The organism is Streptomyces sp. NBC_00683, from assembly GCF_036226745.1.
In the GTDB taxonomy this organism is placed as follows: domain Bacteria; phylum Actinomycetota; class Actinomycetes; order Streptomycetales; family Streptomycetaceae; genus Streptomyces.
This window is the reverse complement of sequence record NZ_CP109013.1, coordinates 7,699,356-7,719,493: the sequence shown is the minus strand read 5'-3', so window position 1 is coordinate 7,719,493 and position 20,138 is coordinate 7,699,356. Positions and strand designations below refer to the sequence as shown.

At 72.2% G+C, this 20,138-nt stretch carries 13 protein-coding genes; 6 read left to right on the top strand and 7 right to left on the bottom strand.

Annotated elements, in window-relative coordinates:
• Positions 1-13: 13 nt before the first annotated feature.
• Positions 14-2,203 carry a transketolase gene (tkt, locus tag OG257_RS33625; RefSeq protein ID WP_329213605.1) on the bottom strand — a complete coding sequence of 730 codons (2,190 nt, stop codon included), beginning with the start codon at positions 2,201-2,203 and terminating at the stop codon, positions 14-16.
• Between the two features lie 282 nt (positions 2,204-2,485).
• On the opposite strand from tkt, the gene OG257_RS33620 reads away from it, so the two are divergent.
• Positions 2,486-4,171: a protein kinase domain-containing protein gene (locus tag OG257_RS33620; protein WP_443054517.1), complete on the top strand. Its 1,686-nt coding sequence runs from the start codon at positions 2,486-2,488 to the stop codon at positions 4,169-4,171.
• A gap of 29 nt (positions 4,172-4,200) precedes the next feature.
• On the opposite strand, the gene OG257_RS33615 is transcribed toward OG257_RS33620, so the two are convergent.
• Positions 4,201-6,468 (bottom strand): heavy metal translocating P-type ATPase, encoded by a 2,268-nt coding sequence (locus OG257_RS33615; protein WP_329213601.1) that lies wholly within the window; start codon positions 6,466-6,468, stop codon positions 4,201-4,203.
• Between the two features lie 80 nt (positions 6,469-6,548).
• Positions 6,549-6,830 (bottom strand): heavy-metal-associated domain-containing protein, encoded by a 282-nt coding sequence (locus tag OG257_RS33610; protein WP_329213599.1) that lies wholly within the window; start codon positions 6,828-6,830, stop codon positions 6,549-6,551.
• Positions 6,831-7,002: 172 nt separating this feature from the next.
• Between OG257_RS33610 and OG257_RS33605 the strand changes: the two genes are divergently transcribed.
• On the top strand, positions 7,003-7,965 hold the full coding sequence (locus tag OG257_RS33605; protein ID WP_329213597.1) for a hypothetical protein: 963 nt from the start codon (positions 7,003-7,005) through the stop codon (positions 7,963-7,965).
• Between the two features lie 9 nt (positions 7,966-7,974).
• Here the strand turns inward: OG257_RS33605 and OG257_RS33600 are convergent, their stop codons facing one another.
• From OG257_RS33600 to OG257_RS33590, 3 genes are all read right to left on the bottom strand, one after another.
• Positions 7,975-8,946, bottom strand: coding sequence for a hypothetical protein (locus OG257_RS33600; protein ID WP_329213595.1), 972 nt, complete (start codon positions 8,944-8,946; stop codon positions 7,975-7,977).
• Between the two features lie 107 nt (positions 8,947-9,053).
• The gene (locus tag OG257_RS33595; protein ID WP_329213593.1) at positions 9,054-9,239 is read right to left on the bottom strand and encodes a hypothetical protein; all 186 of its coding nucleotides are present in this window, start codon (positions 9,237-9,239) and stop codon (positions 9,054-9,056) included.
• A 105-nt stretch (positions 9,240-9,344) separates the two neighbouring features.
• Complete coding sequence (locus OG257_RS33590) at positions 9,345-10,424, bottom strand: GH25 family lysozyme (protein WP_329213591.1); 1,080 nt, start codon at positions 10,422-10,424, stop codon at positions 9,345-9,347.
• A 184-nt stretch (positions 10,425-10,608) separates the two neighbouring features.
• Here OG257_RS33590 and OG257_RS33585 point away from each other — a divergent pair, with 184 nt between their 5' ends.
• The 3 genes from OG257_RS33585 to OG257_RS33575 all read left to right on the top strand — a co-directional run bounded on the left by OG257_RS33585 (position 10,609) and on the right by OG257_RS33575 (position 15,701).
• Positions 10,609-11,424, top strand: a complete 816-nt coding sequence (locus tag OG257_RS33585) for a peptidoglycan DD-metalloendopeptidase family protein (protein WP_329213589.1) — start codon at positions 10,609-10,611, stop codon at positions 11,422-11,424.
• A 171-nt stretch (positions 11,425-11,595) separates the two neighbouring features.
• Positions 11,596-13,854, top strand: coding sequence for a HelD family protein (locus tag OG257_RS33580; protein WP_329215482.1), 2,259 nt, complete (start codon positions 11,596-11,598; stop codon positions 13,852-13,854).
• 65 nt (positions 13,855-13,919) lie between these two features.
• The gene (locus OG257_RS33575) at positions 13,920-15,701 is read left to right on the top strand and encodes an AAA family ATPase (protein WP_329213587.1); all 1,782 of its coding nucleotides are present in this window, start codon (positions 13,920-13,922) and stop codon (positions 15,699-15,701) included.
• A 51-nt stretch (positions 15,702-15,752) separates the two neighbouring features.
• Here OG257_RS33575 and OG257_RS33570 read toward each other — a convergent pair whose 3' ends face one another.
• Positions 15,753-16,793 (bottom strand): helix-turn-helix domain-containing protein, encoded by a 1,041-nt coding sequence (locus OG257_RS33570; RefSeq protein WP_329213585.1) that lies wholly within the window; start codon positions 16,791-16,793, stop codon positions 15,753-15,755.
• Between the two features lie 164 nt (positions 16,794-16,957).
• Between OG257_RS33570 and OG257_RS33565 the strand changes: the two genes are divergently transcribed.
• On the top strand, positions 16,958-20,125 hold the full coding sequence (locus OG257_RS33565) for an ATP-binding protein (RefSeq protein ID WP_329213583.1): 3,168 nt from the start codon (positions 16,958-16,960) through the stop codon (positions 20,123-20,125).
• The last annotated feature ends 13 nt before the right edge of the window (positions 20,126-20,138 follow it).

Below are 20,138 nucleotides of genomic sequence, written 5' to 3'. Positions count from 1 at the left end.
ACGCGGCCGCCTCTCAGCGGGACGTGCCGCGCCGGCCGCCGGGCACGGGAGCGGCCGCGGCGTCGCGGATGCTGTCGTGTGCCGCCGCCGCGACCGCTTCGGCGGTGATCCCGAACTCCTGGTACAGCCGCGCGTAGTCGGCGGACGCGCCGTAGTGCTCGAGGCTCACGATCCGCCCGGCGTCGCCGACCACCTCGCGCCAGCCCTGGCCGACGGCGGCCTCGACACTGACACGGGCACGCACGGTGGGCGGCAGGACCTCGTCCTGGTACTCCGGGGACTGCTCGGCGAACCATTCGCGGCAGGGCATCGAGACCACGCGTACGGCCAGGCCCTCGCCGGTGAGGAGGTCGCGCGCCTCGAGGGCGATATGGATCTCGGATCCCGTCGCCACCAGGATGACGTCCGGAGTCACTCCGGAGGCGTCCGCGAGGACGTAGGCGCCGCGGGCCGCTCCGGCGGACGGGGCGTTCGCCACGTCCCCGCGGTCGAGCACCGGAAGATTCTGCCGGGTCAGGACCAGGCCGGCGGGCCGGTCGGTGTGCTCCAGGACCGTCCGCCAGCAGGCAACCGTCTCGTTCGCGTCGCCCGGGCGTACGACGTCGAGCCCGGGGATCGCCCGCAGTGCGGCGAGGTGTTCGACCGGCTGGTGCGTCGGACCGTCCTCACCCAGCCCGATCGAGTCGTGGGTCCACACGTAGGTGACGGGCAGCTTCATCAACGCGGCGAGGCGGACAGCGGGGCGCATGTAGTCGCTGAACGTCAGGAACGTACCGCCGTAGGGGCGGGTCAGGCTCTGCAGGGCGATGCCGTTGAGCACGGCTCCCATGGCGTGTTCACGGATGCCGAAGTGCAGGGTCCGCCCGTAGGGGCCGCCCTTGAACTCCTCGGTCTGCCGGTCCGCCGGGACGAAGGAGGGCTCGTCCTCCATCGTGGTGTTGTTGCTTCCGGCCAGGTCCGCGGAGCCGCCCCACAGTTCGGGCAGCACCGGGGCGAGGGCACCGAGCACCTTGCCGGACGCCTTGCGGGTGGCCATGCCCTTCGCGTCGGCCGGGAAGACGGGCAGGGCGTCGGCCCAGCCGTCCGGGAGCCGCTGCTCCCGGAGGCGGTCCAGCAGCGCGGCCCGCTCCGGGTTCGCGGCACGCCAGTCCTCGTACCCCGGCTGCCACTGCGCCCGCGCCGCCCGGCCCCGCTCCCCGACCGCGCGGGTGTGGACGAGGACCTCGTCCTCGATGGCGAAGGAGACCTCGGGGTCGAAGCCCAGGAGCTCCTTCGTGCCGGCGACCTCCTCGTCGCCCAGGGCGGACCCGTGCGCCTTGCCGCTGTTCCTCTTCGTCGGGGCGGGCCATCCGATGATGGTGCGCAGCATGATCAACGACGGGCGGGTCGTGTCCTCCTTGGCCGCTTCGATCGCGGCGAGCAGCGCGTCGACGTCCTCGACGTAGTCGCCCGTGCGGGTCCAGTCCACCGTCTGCACGTGCCAGCCGTAGGCGGCGAAGCGGGCGGGAACGTCCTCGCTGAAGGAGATGTCGGTGTCGTCCTCGATGGAGATGTGGTTCGAGTCGTAGAACGCCACGAGGCTGCCGAGCCGCTGGTGACCGGCGAGCGACGCGGCCTCCGAGGCCACGCCCTCCATCATGTCGCCGTCGGAAGCCACCACGTACACATGGTGGTCGAAGGGGCTGGTGCCCGGTGCTGCGTCCGGGTCGAGGAGCCCGCGCTCCCGGCGGGCCGCCATCGCCATGCCGACCGCCGCGCCCATGCCCTGGCCCAGCGGGCCGGTGGTGATCTCGACGCCGCGGGTGTGCCTGTACTCCGGATGCCCGGGGGTCGCCGAACCCCAGGTCCGCAGCGCCTCCAGATCCTCCATCTCCAGGCCGTAGCCCGCGAGATAGAGCTGGATGTACAGGGTGAGGCTGGTGTGACCGCAGGAGAGTACGAAACGGTCCCTTCCCAGCCACTGGTCATCGGCCGGATCGTGCCGCATGACCTGCTGGAACAGCAGGTAGGCGAGCGGCGCCAGGCTCATCGCCGTGCCGGGGTGCCCGTTGCCGGTCTTCTGTACGGCGTCGGCGGCCAGCACCCGTACGGTGTCCACCGCACGCACGTCCACCGGACCCCAGCCCGCCCGGTCCGCCACCGGCAGCGCAAGGCCGGGGTCGCGCGGTGCGGTGCTGCCGGAAGAGGATCGCTCGGGCGCCATGGTGGTGTCTCCCTCGGGATGTCGCTTACCGGCCCGTACGGGCCCGGCCCTACGGCTCGGTCCCTCTTGGCATCCTCGGTTCCCTGGGCTCCCTTCGCATCCCGGGGCGGGAGCGGTGGAGCGGATCGGGCGGTGCTTCGGGGAAGCCGGCCGGGACGACGCGTACCCGTTCCCGCCCGAGGCACGCTCGGCCACCGTCACTTCCGGCCTCGTTCCCTGCCCCTGCGCGGCCGTACCGATTCCCGGACGCCCGTTCCAGGGGTGCACGGATGTGGCACAGTCGTGCCGGTGGATGATCTGCGGCCCCAGGATCCCTCGCGCATGGGCGCGTACCGGCTACTCGCCCGTCTCGGCTCCGGTGGAATGGGGCAGGTGTATCTCGGCCGGTCGCCGGGCGGGCGGCTGGTGGCCGTGAAGGTGATCCGGGACGAGATCAGTGACCATCCCGAGGCACTGACCCGGTTCCGGCGCGAGGCCGCCACCGTGGAGACGGTACGCAGCGCGTACACCGCCCAGTTGATCGAGGCGTCCCTCGACGCCTCCCCCTACTGGCTGGCCACCGAGTACGTACCGGGGCCGACGCTGCGCGGGGCGGTGACAGCCGCAGGGCCCTTCCCGCCGGACAGCGCCCTGCGGCTGTTCGCGGCACTCGCCGAAGGGCTGGCCGCGGTCCATGTCCACGGGGTCACCCACCGGGACCTCAAACCGCAGAACGTGATCCTCTCGCCGCAAGGACCCCAGCTGATCGACTTCGGGATCGCCCGCGGGCTCGATCAGACCTTCATCACCAGGGACGGAACGGCACCGGGGACACCCGGGTTCGCGGCACCCGAGGTGGTACTGCGCAACGAGGCCGGCCCGGCGGCGGACGTCTTCGCCCTGGGCGCGACGCTCGCGTACACGGTGACCGGCAGGCCTCCGTACGGCTCCGGCGATCCGGCGGTCGTGAGCTACCGGGCCGTGCACGAGGACATCGACCTGGAGGGCGTGCGGCCGGCGCTCGCCGCGCTGATCCGGGAGTGTGTCGCCAAGGACCCGGCGGACCGGCCGGATCCGGCGGCGGTGATCGCACGGTGCGCGGTGGACACGGCACTGGCGACGGACCCCCACTACCGCTCGCTGGTCCGGGACGACGACCCGGTCCCGGTGCATGAGGCCGCGCGCACCGCGGTCCTGCCGGACGGCCCGGCGGAGGCGGAGGACGCGGCGGCACCTGAGCGGGCTCCTGTCGGCCCCACACCGTACGACGGAGCCGATACGGCACGTTCCGCTCGCCGCAGGGCGTTGGGGCTCTCGGTCTGCGCGGTCGTGCTCGCCGCGTCCGCGGTGGTCTGGCAGCTCTCCGGGCCGGACGGCGGGTCGACCGGAGGTTCCGGGGCATCGGGCGCCTCGGACACCTCTTCCCGGCCCGGGACCACCGCTCCGTCGGCTCCTGCCGGGCCACCGGACCACATCCTGAACGACCGTGAATCGAAGGACCGCTGGACCCTGTCGGAGGACCCGGGTGAGGCCGGTTACGGCATGGGCTCCTGCGATCCGGCGAGTCTCCCGATGGACCGGCTGTCGATGAACCTGCGGTCCAGCGTCTCGCACACCACCGGGTCGGACACCGCCACCGTGAGGCTGCGCCCCGAGGAGTCCGGGAAGGGCGAACGGCCGGCGCCCTACTACCTCTCGGTGGGAGTGCGGCCCCCGCACGGGACGGACCGCGCCACCGGCCGGCCCACCACGTCCGTCGGCAAGGGCATCGGCTTCACGAGCAAGCCCTTCGACGTCTACTCCCGGTGGTCGTCCGAAGGCACCATCACGCTCCGGTACCCCGACGACTTCCGGGCCCATTTCGGTGACCGGGTCGTCGACGCGATCCCGGTGGGCGACGACAGGGGCGACTGGACGGTGGTGTTCTACCACGTCGAGGGCGGGCCGACGAAGTACACGTCCGTGGTGTGCAACGGCTTCCACGCCTGACCCGCGGCCCGCCGCACGCCGTACCCGGCTCAGTCCGCGGCGCGGAAGCCGCGCAGGCGCAGGCTGTTGCCGACGACGAAGACGGAGGAGAAGGCCATGGCCGCTCCGGCGATCATCGGGTTGAGCAGTCCGGCGGCCGCGAGCGGCAGGGCGGCCACGTTGTAGGCGAAGGCCCAGAACAGGTTCGAGCGGATGGTGCCGAGCGTCTTGCGGGAGAGCCGGATGGCGTCGGCCGCGGCCCGCAGGTCTCCCCGTACGAGGGTCAGATCGCCGGCCTCGATGGCGGCGTCGGTGCCGGTGCCCATCGCGAGCCCGAGGTCGGCCTGGGCGAGTGCGGCGGCGTCGTTGACGCCGTCGCCGACCATCGCCACGCTGCGGCCCTCCGCCTGGAGCCTCTTGACGACGGCCACCTTGTCCTCGGGCATGACCTCGGCGATGACTTCGCCGATGCCGACCTCGGCGGCCACGGATTCGGCGACTGCCTTGTTGTCACCGGTCAGCAGCACCGGGGTCAGGCCCAGTCCGCGCAGCCGCCGGATCGCCTCGGGGCTGGTCTCCCTGACCGCGTCGGCCACCTCCAGGACCGCGCGCGCCTCGCCGTCCCAGGCGACGACGACGGCGGTCCTCCCGGCCTTCTCCGCGTCGTCCTTGGCCCTCCTGAGCTGCTCGGGCAGGTCCATGGCCCACTCGGTGAGCAGCTTCTCCCGGCCGACGAGGACGGAGTGGCCCTCGACGATGCCCTGCACGCCGAGGCCGGGGACGCCCGCGAAGTCCTCGGGGGTGGGCAGGGCACCGGCCTTCGCGACCGCTCCGGTGGCGACCGCTCGGGCGATCGGGTGCTCGGAGGCGTGCTCCAGGGCGCCCGCGAGTCGCAGGACCTCCTTCTCGTCCGTGTCCCCGACGGTGTGCACGCCGACCAGGGTCATCAGTCCGGTGGTGACGGTGCCGGTCTTGTCCAGGACGATGGTGTCCACCCGGCGGGTGGTCTCCAGTACCTCCGGCCCCTTGATGAGGATGCCGAGCTGGGCGCCACGGCCTGTGCCGACCATGAGGGCGGTCGGGGTGGCCAGGCCGAGTGCGCAGGGGCAGGCGATGATCAGCACGGCGACGGCTGCGGTGAACGCGGCCGTGAGGCCGCTGCCGTTGCCGAGCCAGAAACCGAGCGTGGCGAGCGCGAGCCCGATGACGACCGGCACGAACACCCCGGAGATCCTGTCGGCGAGGCGCTGGGCGGCGGCCTTGCCGTTCTGCGCGTCCTCGACGAGCGCGGCCATGCGGGCGAGCTGGGTGTCGGCACCGATCCGGGTGGCCTCGACGACCAGCCGGCCGCCGGCGTTCAGCGTCGCCCCGGTGACGGTGTCGCCGGCGGACACCTCGACGGGTACGGACTCCCCCGTGAGCATCGACGCGTCCACGGCGGAGGACCCCTCGACGACGGTGCCGTCGGTGGCGATCTTCTCTCCGGGACGGACCAGGAAACGGTCGCCCACCCGCAGGTCCGCGGTGGGCACGGTGACTTCGAGTCCGCCCCGCAGGAGGGTCACCTCCTTGGCGCCGAGCTCCAGGAGTGCCTTGAGGGCGGCACCCGCCTTGCGCTTGGAGCGGGCCTCGAAGTACCGGCCGGCCAGGATGAAGGCCGTGACACCCGCCGCGGCCTCCAGATAGATGTTCCCCGAGCCGTCGCTGCGGGTGATCGTGAACTCGAAGGGGTGTGTCATGCCCGGTGTACCGGCCGTTCCGAGGAAGAGCGCCCACAGTGACCACAGGAAGGCGGCGCCGGTACCGACGGAGATCAGGGTGTCCATGGTGGCCGCGCCGTGCCGGGCGTTGGTGAGGGCGGCACGGTGGAAGGGCCAGGCCGCGTACGTGACGACGGGCGCGGCAAGGGTGAGGGAGAGCCACTGCCAGTACTCGATCTGCAGGGCGGGGATCATCGCCATCGCGACGACGGGTACGGCGAGGACGACCGCGGTGACCAGTCGCTGGCGCAGCGGCCTCAGCTCGTTGTCGGCACGCTCGTCGTCGCTCGGGCCGCTCGCGGCGTCCTCGCCGTTGCCGGTCCGGGGCGGGGCCGGTTCCTGGGCGGAGTAGCCGGTCGCCTCGACGGTGGCGATCAGGTCCTCGACCGAGATGTCGTCTCCGTAGGTGACCTTCGCCTTCTCGGTGGCGTAGTTGACGGTGGCCTCGACCCCGTCCATGCGGTTGAGCTTCTTCTCTATACGGGCCGCGCACGAGGCGCAGGTCATGCCGCTGATGGCGAGCTCTACCCGGGCGGCGCCCGGAGTCCTGGTGGTCATGTGCCTGCTCCTCGTTCGACGGGGGTGGGACCCGGGCCGGAAGTACGGGTCCGATGGAGGCCGGGGGCGGTCGGCGCCGGTCAGACGCGGCCGGTCAGCTCGTAGCCGGCGTCGTCGACCGCCGCGGCGATCGCCGTGTCGTCCGGCTGTCCGCCGGCGGTGACGGTGACCAGGCCTCCGGCCACGTCGACATCCACGGAGACGACCTCGTCCAGCGCTCCGACCGACTTCGTGATGGCGGTCCGGCAGTGCCCGCAGGTCATGCCGGACACGCGGTAGACGGTGGCTGTGCGGCCCGCGGCGGCGGTCGTGGTGGTGCCGTGGACGGCCGGGCGGCTGCCGCCGGAAGTGAACCAGGACATGGGTTCCCCCTTCAGATCCCGATACCCCCATGGGGTATCTTCTTCACTTCCAGATATACCCCCCTCCCGTATCTTGCGCAAGCTGGCGCAGAGCTCTTGCAGATACCCCATGGGGGTATAACCTGATGGAGGTGGGCCCGCCCCGGAGCCCGCCCGGACAGAAGGAGCAGCCATGAACACCGCCGGGAAGATCACGTCCTTCACCGCGGCACTCGCCGTGTCCTTCGGCGCCGCCTACGGTCTCGGCAACACCGTCGGCCCCCTGGACGGCACCGAACCGGCCCCGCAGGCCGACCACATGAACAGCGCGGCATCGGAGGGAGGGGGCGACGGCAACGAGCATGCCCAGTCACCGCCCGGAGGGCTCCAGATCTCCGAAGGCGGCTACACCCTCGACCTCTTCACCCCGCGTCTGAAGGCGGAGCAGGAGGGCGAACTGCGCTTCGCCGTACGCGACCGGTCCGGCAAGGCGGTCACCACGTACCAGCGCGAGCACGACAAGGAACTCCACCTCATCCTCGCCTCACGGGACCTGGCCACCTATCAGCACCTGCACCCCACCCGGGCCGCCGACGGCACCTGGAGCACCCCGGTCACCCTCGCAGCCGCCGGTGACTACCGGGTCTTCGCGGACTTCACCCCCGGCGCGAAGAACGCCCCCGACCTCACTCTCGGCGCCGATCTCGCCGTAGCCGGCGCCTACAAGCCCGCCGAGCTCCCCAAGCCGTCCCGCACCGCCACGGTCGACGGCTACACCGTGACCCTGAACGGGACGCTTCGCCCCGGCACCGCTGGAGACCTCAGGCTCGACGTCAGCAGGGGCGGCCGCCCGATCACCGACCTCCAGCCCTACCTCGCCGCCTACGGACACCTCGTCGCCCTGCGTGCCGGTGACCTCGCCTACCTGCACGTCCACCCCAACGGGGAGCCCGGCGACGGCAGCACCGAGCCCGGTCCGGAGGTCTCCTTCACCGCGACGGCCCCCAGTTCCGGGACCTACCGCCTCTTCCTGGACTTCAAGCACAACGGCACCGTCCGCACCGCGGCCTTCACCGTCCACGCCGGGGCGGCAGCGGCCTCCCCGCAGCCCGCCGAGCCCACGACGGAGCACGAGGACGGCGGCCACGGGCACTGAACCAGGGTTTCACCGGCGGCTGCGCAGGTGCGCTCGCAGCAGGTTGGGATCCGTGGCCGTGGTGTACGCGGCGCTGAGCACGTACACGTCCTTGCCGCGCAGTGCGACGGAGGTGGGGTTCTGCAGTCCGTCGCCGGCATCCAGCACCGTGCTGCTTGTGCCGTCGGGGCTGATGCGCACCACCGTGTTGGGTGCGTTGAGTGCGGCGAGGACCTCGTCACCACGCCCGGTGAAGGTGAAGTCGTCGATGCCGACCAGGCCCGACGCCTTGACCTGCGGCGTTCCCGCACGGTTGCCGGAGCGGATCGGAATGCGCAGGAGGGTGCCCCGGTCGAGGTTGGTCACCCACAGCGCGCCGCCGCGCACCTTCGCGCCGTTCGCTCCGAGGAAGCCGGCGGAGGCGAGTTCGGGAGCGGTGGACCATGCGGTGGGCGTGCCACCGGTGGTGGGGACGGTCCAGACGGTGCCGAGCACCGAGTCCGTGATGTAGAGCTGCTTGCTGTGCCTGTCCAGTGCCAGCCCGTTGGGCAGGCCGTCGGCGGGCAGCGCGGCGATGCGCCGCGGGGCCTGCCCCTGGCGCAGCCGCCACAGCCCCGTCAGGTCGGCCGTGCCGGTCGCGTACAGCACGTACACGGTGCCGTCCGGGGTGTGGACGATGCCGGTGGCCAGGGGGAAGCCGAGAACCGGTGTCGCGACTCCGCCGTCGGCGGGTGCGGGCAGCGTCGCCAGGATGCGCGTTGCTCCCCGGGGGGTGACCAGAGCCACCTGGCGGGCGGCGGCGAAAGTGACGGCTGCCGTGCCGTCGGGCAGCACGGTGACGTTCTCCGGCATCTGCCCCGCGGACAGGTCGAAGTGGGTGGCGACCTGTACATCCGTCAGGGGCCCCCTGCCGAGCGTGGCGTCGGCCGGTGCGGCAGCCGTGAGGGTGGCCGTGGCCATCAGAACGGCCGACATGGTGATCTTGATGCTTCGCCTGGACATGGTTCCTTCACTGACTTCGGGCATGCGGCAGCCGCGGTGCGGCGCCGGTGGTCGGGTGGGTACTCAACAGGCGCCGGCGGTGGTGCCGCCGGCTGCAGGGGCTCGGGTCAGCTGGTGCGCGGGTCGGTGCGCACGCGGTGCGGCGTGCTGATGCCCGCGCGCTCGCGGGGCTCCTCCCACCGCGGCCCCTGCACCCGGCGCCGCTCACCGCAGGACTTCGCCCGGACGCTCCAGGGCCGCAGTCGGCCCTGGAACACCCTTAGGAGGTCGGCGAGTTGCCGGTGCTTGTTCATGAACCGAGTATGTGTACCGCACGACGATCCGCGCCTCACCCCAGTGGGGTGAGGATCCGCACAGCCCCGCGAGGAGCCCCGGCATGCACGCCGAACGGGGGTGGGTCAGTCCCAGCGGTCCTGGTTGATGAAGTGGCCGAAGCCCCGCCAGGAGTTGGGTCCCATGACACCGTCGATGGGTCCGGTGTAGCCGTTGGCGGCGGCCAGTCGTTGGACCGCGGCCCAGGAGTTGGGTCCCATCACTCCGTCGATGGGTCCGGTGTAGCCCCAGTTACGCATGTTCCTCTGGAGCGCGGCGTATGTATTGGTCCCGGGGACACCGTCGATCGGCCCGGTGTAACCGGACTCGATCCGCAGCCAGTTCTGCGTCCTTTTCCACATGACCGGACCCGGAACACCGTCCTGCTCCGTCGTCGACTTGGGCAGCGCGTCCCCTCCGGGCGGCGGGTCGGTCGGCTCCGTGAGGTCGAAGGCCCAGGCGCGGGCGAGGTTGAGGTCGACGGGAGAGACTCCGCCCGCGGATCCGACGGAGGTGTACTGGTGGGCGGCCCAGTCGGGGTAGCGGCCGCCGAGGTCGGGCGCGCCGGGATAGGTGCCGTTGTTGGACCCCCAGGAGGCCGCCCACAGGTGAGCGCCTGCGGCGACGGTGCGGCTCCAGGTGCCGGCCCGCAGTGCGCCCGCGCTGATGTAGAACCAGGGCACGTAGGCGCCGACCCGTTCCCGTACGCGGTTGAACCAGGTGGACACATCCGTGTCGTTCCACAGCCGGGTGGAGTCGTCGAGCACCTCGACGTCCAGCGCGAGCACGTCACCGACGCGGTAGTCGTGGAGGTGGTCCACGAAGTAGTCGGCGGCGGCGGTGGGGGTGAGGAAGTCCCCCGACAGCCAGTAGTGCCCGACGCGCAGACCCGCGGCGCGGGCTCCGTCCACATGCCCGGCGTACGACGACGTGACGTAGGGGCCCTCGGCGAGCTGGCACCCTCCGGCCTTGGCGATGACGAAACTCCGGCCTTCCCCGGCGGCGCGGGCGTAGTCGATGCCGACCTGGTAGTTCGAGACGTCCACGCCCTGCAGATCGGCGGCGGGAGCCCGGCCGGCACCGGCCGCGGCACGGGCGGCCGTGACGATGCCGACCGGGGCCAGGGCCGTCGCGACGGCGCCACGGATCAAGGTTCTCCTGTGCATGCTTCCTCCGGTGAAGACGGGGCCGACAGCAGCAACCATGACATGTTCTTATCAACATCTATGCGCGTAGGCTACCGTGGCACCGCGTTCCTCCGCCAGCTCAAGTCACCTAATCAGCAAGGGAGTTGCTGTGTGTGAGAACCATCGGCCCGACGACGGCCGACAGGATCGACCACGGCTCGAAATGAGCCGCCGCACCCTGCTGCGCGGCTCGGTCACCACGCTCGGCCTGGCTGCCGGCGGCGTTCTGTTCTCGGGAACCGCCGCCCATGCCCTGGACATCTACAACCCGTTCAGCGGCTACCAGATGACGGGCACCTGGCAGGATCACCTCAACAGCGGTTCCCTGGGCGGGCTCGACTACGGGATGGGCGTCGGTACCGCGCTGCCCGCCGCCGGTGCCGGCGTCGTCACCAACATCCCGGACAACGGCACGGGTGGACACACCGTCACCATCACCCACAGCGACGGGTACCGGACGCAGTACATGCACCTGTCGCAGTTCCTGCTGGCCAACGGCACCTCGGTCGGCAAGGGCGCCATCGTCGGACGGTCCGGGGGTGCCGTCGGCGCCCCCGGCTCCGGAAGCTCCACCGGACCGCACGTCCACTGGCATCTCATCACCCCGGGCGGCACCCGGGTCAACCCGCTCAACTACCTGGGCGGGGGCGGCGGCGGACTGCCGAAGACCACGACGGAGCAGGACGGTGTCCCGGGTCCGATCATGTGGAAAAGGACGCAGAACTGGCTGCGGATCGAGTCCGGTTACACCGGGCCGATCGACGGTGTCCCCGGGACCAATACATACGCCGCGCTCCAGAGGAACATGCGTAACTGGGGCTACACCGGACCCATCGACGGAGTGATGGGACCCAACTCCTGGGCCGCGGTCCAACGACTGGCCGCCGCCAACGGCTACACCGGACCCATCGACGGTGTCATGGGACCCAACTCCTGGCGGGGCTTCGGCCACTTCATCAACCAGGACCGCTGGGACTGACCCACCCCTATCGGTGCACATGAAAATCCCCGGTCCGCAATTGCGGACCGGGGATTTTCTCACGTATATTGAGTTCTTCTGTGTGCCCACAGAAAAGGCCCCACAAAGGGGGCCTACAAGAAACACAGTATCCGGCAGGGAGCTATTTTGTCAAATCGGGAAAGCGTCGAATTGGAGAAGGAGCAGGAATACGTCGACCGGCTCCATCACCGTGTCGACGTGCTGCGCGGGGCCGCCTCGGACGCCGTCGAGGAGGCGCTGACGCCGGTCGGGACCGGCCTGCAGGCGCGCCTCGAACGCGATGTGCGCGTCGCGGAACGCTCGGGTCTGGTGGCTGCCCTCGACGCGGTGGACGGTTCGCTGTGTTTCGGTCGCATCGACCTCGCCAATGGCGACACGCACCATATCGGCCGGATCGGGATCCGCGAGGACGACACCGAGCACACTCCCCTGCTGATCGACTGGCGTGCGCCGGTCGCCCGCCCCTTCTATCTCGCCACCGGGCACACACCGATGGGGCTGCGCCGACGCCGGCACCTCACCACCGAGGGCCGCGTCGTCACCGAGCTGCACGACGAGATCCTCGACCTCGGGGACCGGGAGCGCACCGGCTTCGAGGACCCGAGCGGCGATGCCGTACTGCTCGCGGCCGTGGGCTCCGCCCGCACCGGCCGCATGGGCGACATCGTGCGGACCATCCAGGCGGAACAGGACCGGATCATCCGCGCCCCGCACCGCGGTGTACTCGTCGTCGAGGGTGGCCCGGGCACGGGCAAGACGGCGGTCGCGCTGCACCGGGCGGCCTTCCTCCTGTACGAGCACCGCGAGCTGCTCGCCAAGCGTGCCGTCCTCATCGTGGGCCCCAACCCCGCCTTCCTGCGCTACATCGGCGAGGTGCTGCCCGCACTCGGCGAGACCGGTGTCCTGCTCGCCACACAGGCCGAGCTCTTCCCCGGCGTCCACGCACGCGGCACCGACGCGCCCCGCGCCGCCGCCGTCAAGGGCGGCGAGCCGATGGCCGAGGCGCTCGCCCTGGCCGTACGCGACCGGCAGCAGCTGCCCGAGCCCGGCGCCCCGCTGATCATCCCGAACGACGACGGAGACCTCGTCCTCGACTGGGAGATCGCCTACGAGGCCCGGCAGGCGGCCCGCGACACCCTTCTCCCGCACAACCTCGCCCGCCCGCACTTCGCCTTCCGGATCATCGACGCCCTCACGGCGCAGCTCGGCGAGCGCCTCGGTGCGGACCCGTACGGCGGCCCCAACTTCCTCGGCCCGGACGACCTCGCCCAGTTGGGCAAGGGCGTCGCCGTCAGCGAGGAGGTGCACGCCGCCATCGACGCGCTGTGGCCCGAGCTCACCCCGGAGGGGTTCCTGACGGACTATCTGGCCGAGCCCGTGTACGTACCGGACGAGGACGCCGACGCCATCCGGCGCGCTCCGGGCGACGGGAAGTGGACACCCGCCGACGTCCCGCTGCTCGACGAGGCCGCCGAACTGCTCGGGGCCGACGACAGCGCCGAGCGGGCCGCCGCCGAGGCCGGTCGCCAGGAGCGGATCGCTTACGCGCAGGCCGTACTGGAGATGTCGCGGGGCTCGGAGACGTACGAGTTCGAGGACGAGGAGGAGTCCGAGATCCTCGCCGCCCACGACATCATCGACGCCGAACGCATGGCGGAGCGGCACGAGGAGGCCGACCACCGCAGCGCCGCCGAACGCGCCGCCGCCGACCGGACCTGGGCGTTCGGGCACATCATCGTCGACGAGGCGCAGGAGCTGTCGCCGATGGCGTGGCGGCTGCTGATGCGACGCTCGCCGACCCGCTCACTGACCCTTGTCGGCGACCCGGCTCAGACCTCCGAGGAAGCCGGGGTCGGCTCGTGGGACAGGATTCTTCAGCCGTACGTCGGTGACCGCTACGAGCACGTCAGGCTGGGCGTCAACTACCGTACGCCTGCCGAGATCATGGAGCTCGCCGCCGAGGTCGTACGGGCCACGGACCCGTCCTTCGAGCCGCCCGGCTCCGTGCGGTCCACCGGTGAGGCGCCGTGGACGCGGAACTCCGGCGAGGACCTGGCGGGCGCTGTGGCGCTGGCCGTCGCTGAGCTGATGCCCGAGGAGGGACGCCTCGCGGTGATCGCGCCGGCGGCGCTCCACGAGGAGATCGCCGCTCCGCTGGACGGTGTCACGGCCGGTGAGGAGCCCGATCTCACCCGCACGGTGGTCCTTCTCGACCCGCGCCAGGCCAAGGGGCTCGAATTCGACCATGTGCTCGTGGTGGAGCCAGCCCGGTACGGGACCAGCGACCTGTACGTGGCACTGACCCGCGCCACGCAGCGCCTGGGCATCGTTCACCGGGAGGAACTGCCGGCAGCGCTGACGGCGCAGGTCGGCGGCGCCCCGGCGGCGGCACCGGGTCCGAACGGGTAATGGGCGGGTAATGAGGGCTTCCTACCGTGGCGCGGCATCATGGTCCGGCGCACGGAGGGAATGCGATGAGCCCGTCAGCGGTGGAGATCGTCACCATCCGGGTGCTCGGCGGCTTCCGGGTGGAGTGCGGTGGTGAGACGGTCCCGGCCGGGCAGTGGTCCCGGCCGAGTGCCCGGCGTCTGCTCAAGGCCCTGGCACTGGCGGACGGCGGGCGGATGCACCGCTCCCGGCTGGCCGCCCTGCTGTGGCCCCGGGCCGATCAGGTGTCGGCGGCACGGAGCCTGCGGGTGACGCTGCACGCGGTGCGGCGCGCCCTGGAGCCGGACCTGCCGTCCAGGGCGCCGTCCTCGTACGTCGTGTCCGGCGAGGACGGTTCGGTCGTACTGGCGCGCGGGCGGGTGCGGGTGGACCTCATCGCGGTCCGCGACGAGGCGGCCGGCGCCCGACCGCACGAACTGCACCGGCTGGTCCGTACGCTGCTGCCCGAACTGCTGCCGGACGACGACCACGAACCCTTCGTACGGGCCGCACGTGAGGCCCACCGTGAGTTGCGGCGGACCCTGGCGGTCGCCTGTGCGCGCCAGGGGCGGGTCGCGGCTCCCGGGGCGCCGGGGGAGCCGCCGGACGAGTCGCTCGACGACGTGTTGAGGGAGGTGCTCCTTGCCGACCCGCTGGCGGCGGACGTCTGCCGCGTGCTCCTGGAACGCCTGATCGCGTCGGGCCGGCACGGCGAGGCGGTGCAGCGCTATCACGCGCACCGCGGCGCGCTGGTCGACTCCTGCGGCACGGAGCCGGACCGGCCGCTCCGCGATCTCTTCGCGCTGGCCGTATCGGCCCCGTTCCCGACCGCGCCCACCGACGGTGATCTGCCACGTTTCGTGGGCCGTGAGGCCGAGTTGGCGATGCTCACCGCGCTCCCCCGTCGAGCCGGTCCCTCGGTCGTGGAGCTCACGGGCGAACCAGGCATCGGTCTGTCCCGGACCCTGTCCGAAGCCGCGGCCAGGCTCCGCCGGAGCGGAGCCCATGTCCTGCACACCGGCGGGAGTTTCACCGGTACGGACAGCGGATACCGGGCAGTGCTCGCCCCCTTCGACGCATTCGTGGAGCGCCTGCACCCGGATGCCCGCGCGGCGGTCGCGCTGGCGCACCCGGACCTCGCGGCCGTACTGCCCTCCCTGTACGGGGACATGGCGCGGGCCGACGGTACGAGCGTCACGGACATGTGCGCCTTCGTGACCGGTCTGGCCCGGTCCCGTCCGGTCGTCCTGCTCCTGGACGACCTGGAACTGGCCGGTCCCGTTGCCGTGCGGGTGCTGCGCCGGCTTGTGACGCGGTGTGCTCGGCTCCCGGTGAAGTTCGTGGTGGCCTGCCGCAGCCCGGAGCGCGGGTGGCCGGGCCATTTCGGTGCGGCGCACCGGCTCGTGCTCGGGCGGCTGAGCGAGGCGCAGTGTGCGCGACTGGCAGGTGGGGGCGATACGGGGCGCGAGGTCTTCGCTCTCTCCGGGGGCAACCCCCTGTGCGCGGTGGATGTGGTGCGTGGCGGTGCGGATACGGCCGCCGGGCGGCTGCGGAGGGAGGCACCGCAGGTGCGGGAGGTGGTGGCGCTGATCTCGGCGCACCCGTCGGGCCTGTCGCGCGCCGCTCTCACCCGTCAGGCCGACAGTGCGGCGCGGGGGCGGATCCTGGCCGGCCTCGGCCAGGCGTTGTGCCTGGGCTGGGTGCGCACCGTGCCCGGCACGGACGGCCCCGTGTACACGGTCGCGCTGCGTGTCGGGAGTGCGGTGGCCGGCGCCGTCTCCGCGCGGACGGCCGATGCCCGGCCGCTTCAGGGCTTGCGCCCCGGGTGACGGTCCGGACGATGTGTGTGCAGTCGGGGCGTATACGTGGCGGCGGCCCCCCTATGCGCCGTTCCGAGGGCCGTCCTCACCGCCGTTGTCCCGGGTCCGTGCCTGACCGGTCCACTCGCGCTGCGCCGCGCACCAGCCGAGCTGCATGCGGGTCTCCGCACCCGCACGGTCCATCAGCGCTCTGACCCGGCGCAGCACCGTACGTCTGCCGAGTCCCAGTTGCCGGGCGATCCCCTCATCGGTCATTCCGCTGAGCAGCAGGATGAGCAACTGCCTGTCCTGCTCGGACAGTTCCGACGCCGCGGGGGCCGGCGAACCGGCGACGGGGGTGAGCGGCAGCCCCGTCGCCCAGAACTGCTCGAACAAGGCGATCAGGCCGTCGAGAAGTGGGCTCGGGCGGACCAGGGCGGAGCCGCTCCGGGTGCCCGGACCGTCTCCGGGTGCGGGCAGGATCGCCAGTTCGCGGTCGACGATCACCATCTTCATCGGCAGCCTGGGTGCTGACCGTGCTTCCTCCCCCGCGTCGACGTACCGGCTGATCCGGCCCAGACCTCCAGGGTTCTCGAGTGCCCGGCGGTCGTAGATCGTCCGGTAGCGCACTCCTGCCGAGAGCTGTTCCATCTCACGGTCGTTGGCGAGCAGGTCGAGGCCGCCGGCGAGGGACGCGTACGGCGGTATGTCGAACATGAGTACCTCCTTGCGCGCATTGCTCTGGAGCTGGTCGAACCGCTGGGCCACCGCTGCGCCGGGGGTGAACTCCACCGGCACGGAGTCGGTCCTCTGCTGCTCCGCGGCCGTTCGGTACGCGGCGGCGAGCCGGCCCATGGCCGCGCGGGCCACGTGCAGCTCCTGCATTCTGCGCAGCAGCAGGACTTCGCCCGCGATGTCCGGCGGGGAGACGATCACCCGGGGCCCGTCACCTTCCGTCCTGGTCAGCAGGCCATGTTCCGCCAGACCGGTCAGGGACACCTCGATCCGCTCGGGCGGCAGTCCTGTCAGCTCGGGCAACCGGTCGATCCGGCAGGGCCCCTGCCGTACGAGCTCCGCATAGATCCGTGTCTCCTCCTCGGTCAGTCCCAGAGCTTCGAACAAGACGATCCCTCCCTGGCCCGGCACGGTCGGCTTCAGGCTCCCGGCCTGCGCGGGGTGGGCGAAACCGGCTCGGCAGGGACGCCCCGCCCGCTGTAACGCCTCAGTAACGCGCGCCGTGTACACAGCAGCCGTATCAGGTGCCCGTTGATCATTGGGGTGTGCGCATGCCAGGACCGCTCGAACTCTCACGCGCCCCGATGCTGTCCCTGCACCTCCTCGGAGGGTTCGCGGCGGTCCGTGACGACGGCGTGGAGATCCCCCGCCGATGGCGGCGCAGCACCGCGCAGACCCTGGTGAAGCTGCTTGCGGTGGCTCCCGGTCTGCGGCGTCATCGCGAGGAGGTGATGGACCTGCTGTGGCCGGACGCCCCGATGGACTCGGCCGTACGGAATCTCCGTGTCACCCTGCACGCCGCACGCCATGCGCTGGAGCCCGAACTGGCACCGCGGGTCCCTTCCTCCTATCTGGTCGCTGAGGGCGATCTGCTGTTCCTGGCGCCGGACCGGGTGCGGGTCGACGCCGACGAGGCCGAGGAGGCCGGGCGCGCCGCGCTCGCTTCGGGGAACGCCGACGCGACCGGCGAGGCGCTGCAGGTCCTGGACCGGGAGCTGTTGCCGGAGGACCGGTACGCGGACTGGGCCGGGGAGCGCCGTCGCCGCATCGAGGTGCTGCGGGAACTGCTCGTCCCGGCCCTGGCCGAGCGGCTGTTGGCCGACGGCCGCACCGAGGAGGCGATCGGTGTGCTGCGCGAGGCGGTGGACCGCTCCCCCGCCGACGAGCCCCTGAACCTGCTGCTGGCCCGCACCTGGTACGACATGGGCAGGCCGCGCCAGGCCATCCGCCAGTACCACGCCTGCCGTGAGGCGCTCGCCGATGAGCTCGGGGTGCGTCCCGGCGCCGCGCTGGAGGCGCTGCACCGTACCGCCCTGTCCGCACTGGACGCTCTCGGTGCGGCACCCGTCGCCAGGACCGTGCCGGAGGCCACGCCGTTGCCGCCCGCGATCCGCCGTCCGGAACGGCTCCCGCTGTTCGGCCGCGAGCGCCCGCTGGCGCTGCTCGCCGAGCACGCCTCGGCATCGGCCGGGGACACCCCGCTCGTCGTGGTGCGCGGTGAGGCGGGGATCGGGAAGACCCGGCTGGTCGCGGAGGCGGCGCGACACGCGGCGGCGGAGGGGGTGTGCGTCCTGTGGGGTACGAGCCACGAGGCGGAGGGGCAGACGCCGTACGGGGTGTTCGCCGACGCGCTCGACGGTCACCTCGCCGGGTGCAGCGCCGAGGAGCGTTCCCGGGTCAGCGCCGAGCACAGCGGCCTCGCCGCGCTGCTTCCCTCCCTGGGCGGTGGGCCGCCGGCAGCCGCGAGCCCGGAGGAGGAGCGCGCCCGGCTGTTCCGGGCGGTCGCCGGTGTCCTCACCGACCTCGCGGCCACCCGGCCGGTCCTCGTCGTCCTCGATGATGTGCACGCCGCCGATCCGGGCTCGCTGAGCCTGCTGCATCACCTGGTGCGGACCGCGCAGGCGAGGCGATGGCGGTTCATCGCCACCTGCCGCGATGACACCCTCGATCCGGACGACGTGCGGCGGCAGGTGCTCGACGGCATCCTTCGGCAGCGGATGGCGGTGGAGGTCGATCTGCTGCGTCTGAGCCGTGCCGACTGCGCGGGGCTCGCCGCCGCGGCAGCCGGCCGCGGCGGGCCGGCGGAGGACCGTCGTACCGCCTCGCGCATCTTCCGGCTCTCGCTCGGGAACCCGCTGTTCGCCCTGGAACTGACGACCAGTCCGGAATCGGACCTGGAACGCATGGGACCCCGCCACCGCACCACGGCCGAGCCGGCCGCGGATGCCGTTCCGGACAGCATCCGGCGCCTGGTCGGCGGGCGGCTGGCCCGGCTGCCCGGGGACGCGCGGCGCACCCTCGCGGCGCTGTCCGTGGCGGGCGGCACCGCGGTCTCGCTCGCCGAGCTCGAGGCCGTCACCTCCGCCGGGCTGCATCCGCCGCTGGACGGGGCCGAGGTCGTGGCGGCACTCGACGCGGCAGCCGGATCCGGCATTGTCGAGGAACGCGACGTGGTCCTCGGCGGCCGTCAGGTACTCGGCTACGCGTTCCGCCACCCGCTGGTGCGCCTGGCGTGTGCGGAGCAGCTCAGCAGAGCCGCGCGACGGCGCCTCCATCAGGCGTATGCCGACACCGTGCTCAGGCTGCGTCCCGATGCCGTCGACACCCTCGCCTTCCACATGTCGGTGGCGGACGACTCACGAGCACCTGTCTTCCTCCGGGCCGCCGCCGACCGGGCCGCCGCCCTGTACGCCAACGACAGTGCCGGCGACTACTACCGCGAACTGGTGGCCCAACTGGACACCACGGACAGGGTCGCGGCCGCCGAGGCGCGACTCGCCTGGGGGAATGTGCTCCGCAGGGCGGCGCGGTATCCGGAGGCCGAGGAGGTACTGCGGTGTGCGCTCCGGGATCTGGTGTCGGCCGCCGAACACGTCGGAGCGCTGCGCGCGGCGGTGTCCCTGGCAGAGGTGCTCGGCCGCGCCGGGCGACCGCTCGACGGTCTCGCGGTGCTCAGTGAGGCGCCCTCACCGAAGCGGTCGACGGTGGCCGACCGGGTCGGTCACCATCTGGCGGTGGGCGCGCTCAGCTTCTACGCAGGGCGCATCGACGGGACGATGGCCGCGCTGCGCCGGGCGGAGCTGGAGGCCGCCCGGCTGCCCGCGGAGGACCGTGATCCGGTGCTGTCCCGTCTGTTCACGATCCGCGCCGCCTCGCTGCTCACCTCCGGGCAGGTACGCGAGAGCCGCGGGGCGGCCGAGGCTGCTTTGCTGACCGGTGAGCGGTCCGGCGATGCGGCGCTGATCTCCAGCGCACTCTCCGTCGTCGGTGAACTGGCCCGCGAGGAGGGCCGGACGCAGGCCGCACGGGACTGCGCGCGGCGCGCGGTGTCGGTCGCACGGCGTACCGGGGACCCTACGGTGCTCGCCTTCGACCAGAGCAATCTGGCCGGCGCCGAACTTCTGGTGGGCGATCACCGGCGGGCGACGGCACTGGCCGACGCGGCGGTGCGGCTGGCCCGTTCGCTGGGTACCTCGTGGGTGCTGCCGTACGCACTCGTGGGGCGCGCCGAGGTCGAGCTGCGCTGCGGGCGGCTGGCCGAGGCGGACGAGGCGCTGCGCGAGTGTGCCGACACGGGCTCGCTGGCGCGTGACCCTCAGATAATGGAGGGGATGCGGCGGCTGGAGCAGGAGCTCGTCGCCGCCAGGGCCGCGCAGGCGGACGGATCGTCGCCGGCACGGGCGAGGGGGCTCACGGGGAACCCGGCCACCGGAGGGTGAGTCGCCGCTCCCC

Excerpts from the sequence above, each read along its gene's own strand:
- OG257_RS33585 (WP_329213589.1), top strand. The coding sequence starts at position 10,609 with ATGAGCCGCCGCACCCTGCTGCGCGGCTCGGTCACCACGCTCGGCCTG.
- tkt (WP_329213605.1), bottom strand. The coding sequence starts at position 2,203 with ATGGCGCCCGAGCGATCCTCTTCCGGCAGCACCGCACCGCGCGACCCC.
- OG257_RS33595 (WP_329213593.1), bottom strand. The coding sequence starts at position 9,239 with ATGAACAAGCACCGGCAACTCGCCGACCTCCTAAGGGTGTTCCAGGGC.
- OG257_RS33610 (WP_329213599.1), bottom strand. The coding sequence starts at position 6,830 with ATGTCCTGGTTCACTTCCGGCGGCAGCCGCCCGGCCGTCCACGGCACC.
- OG257_RS33605 (WP_329213597.1), top strand. The coding sequence starts at position 7,003 with ATGAACACCGCCGGGAAGATCACGTCCTTCACCGCGGCACTCGCCGTG.
- OG257_RS33615 (WP_329213601.1), bottom strand. The coding sequence starts at position 6,468 with ATGACCACCAGGACTCCGGGCGCCGCCCGGGTAGAGCTCGCCATCAGC.
- OG257_RS33600 (WP_329213595.1), bottom strand. The coding sequence starts at position 8,946 with ATGTCCAGGCGAAGCATCAAGATCACCATGTCGGCCGTTCTGATGGCC.
- OG257_RS33565 (WP_329213583.1), top strand. The coding sequence starts at position 16,958 with ATGCCAGGACCGCTCGAACTCTCACGCGCCCCGATGCTGTCCCTGCAC.
- OG257_RS33575 (WP_329213587.1), top strand. The coding sequence starts at position 13,920 with ATGAGCCCGTCAGCGGTGGAGATCGTCACCATCCGGGTGCTCGGCGGC.
- OG257_RS33590 (WP_329213591.1), bottom strand. The coding sequence starts at position 10,424 with ATGCACAGGAGAACCTTGATCCGTGGCGCCGTCGCGACGGCCCTGGCC.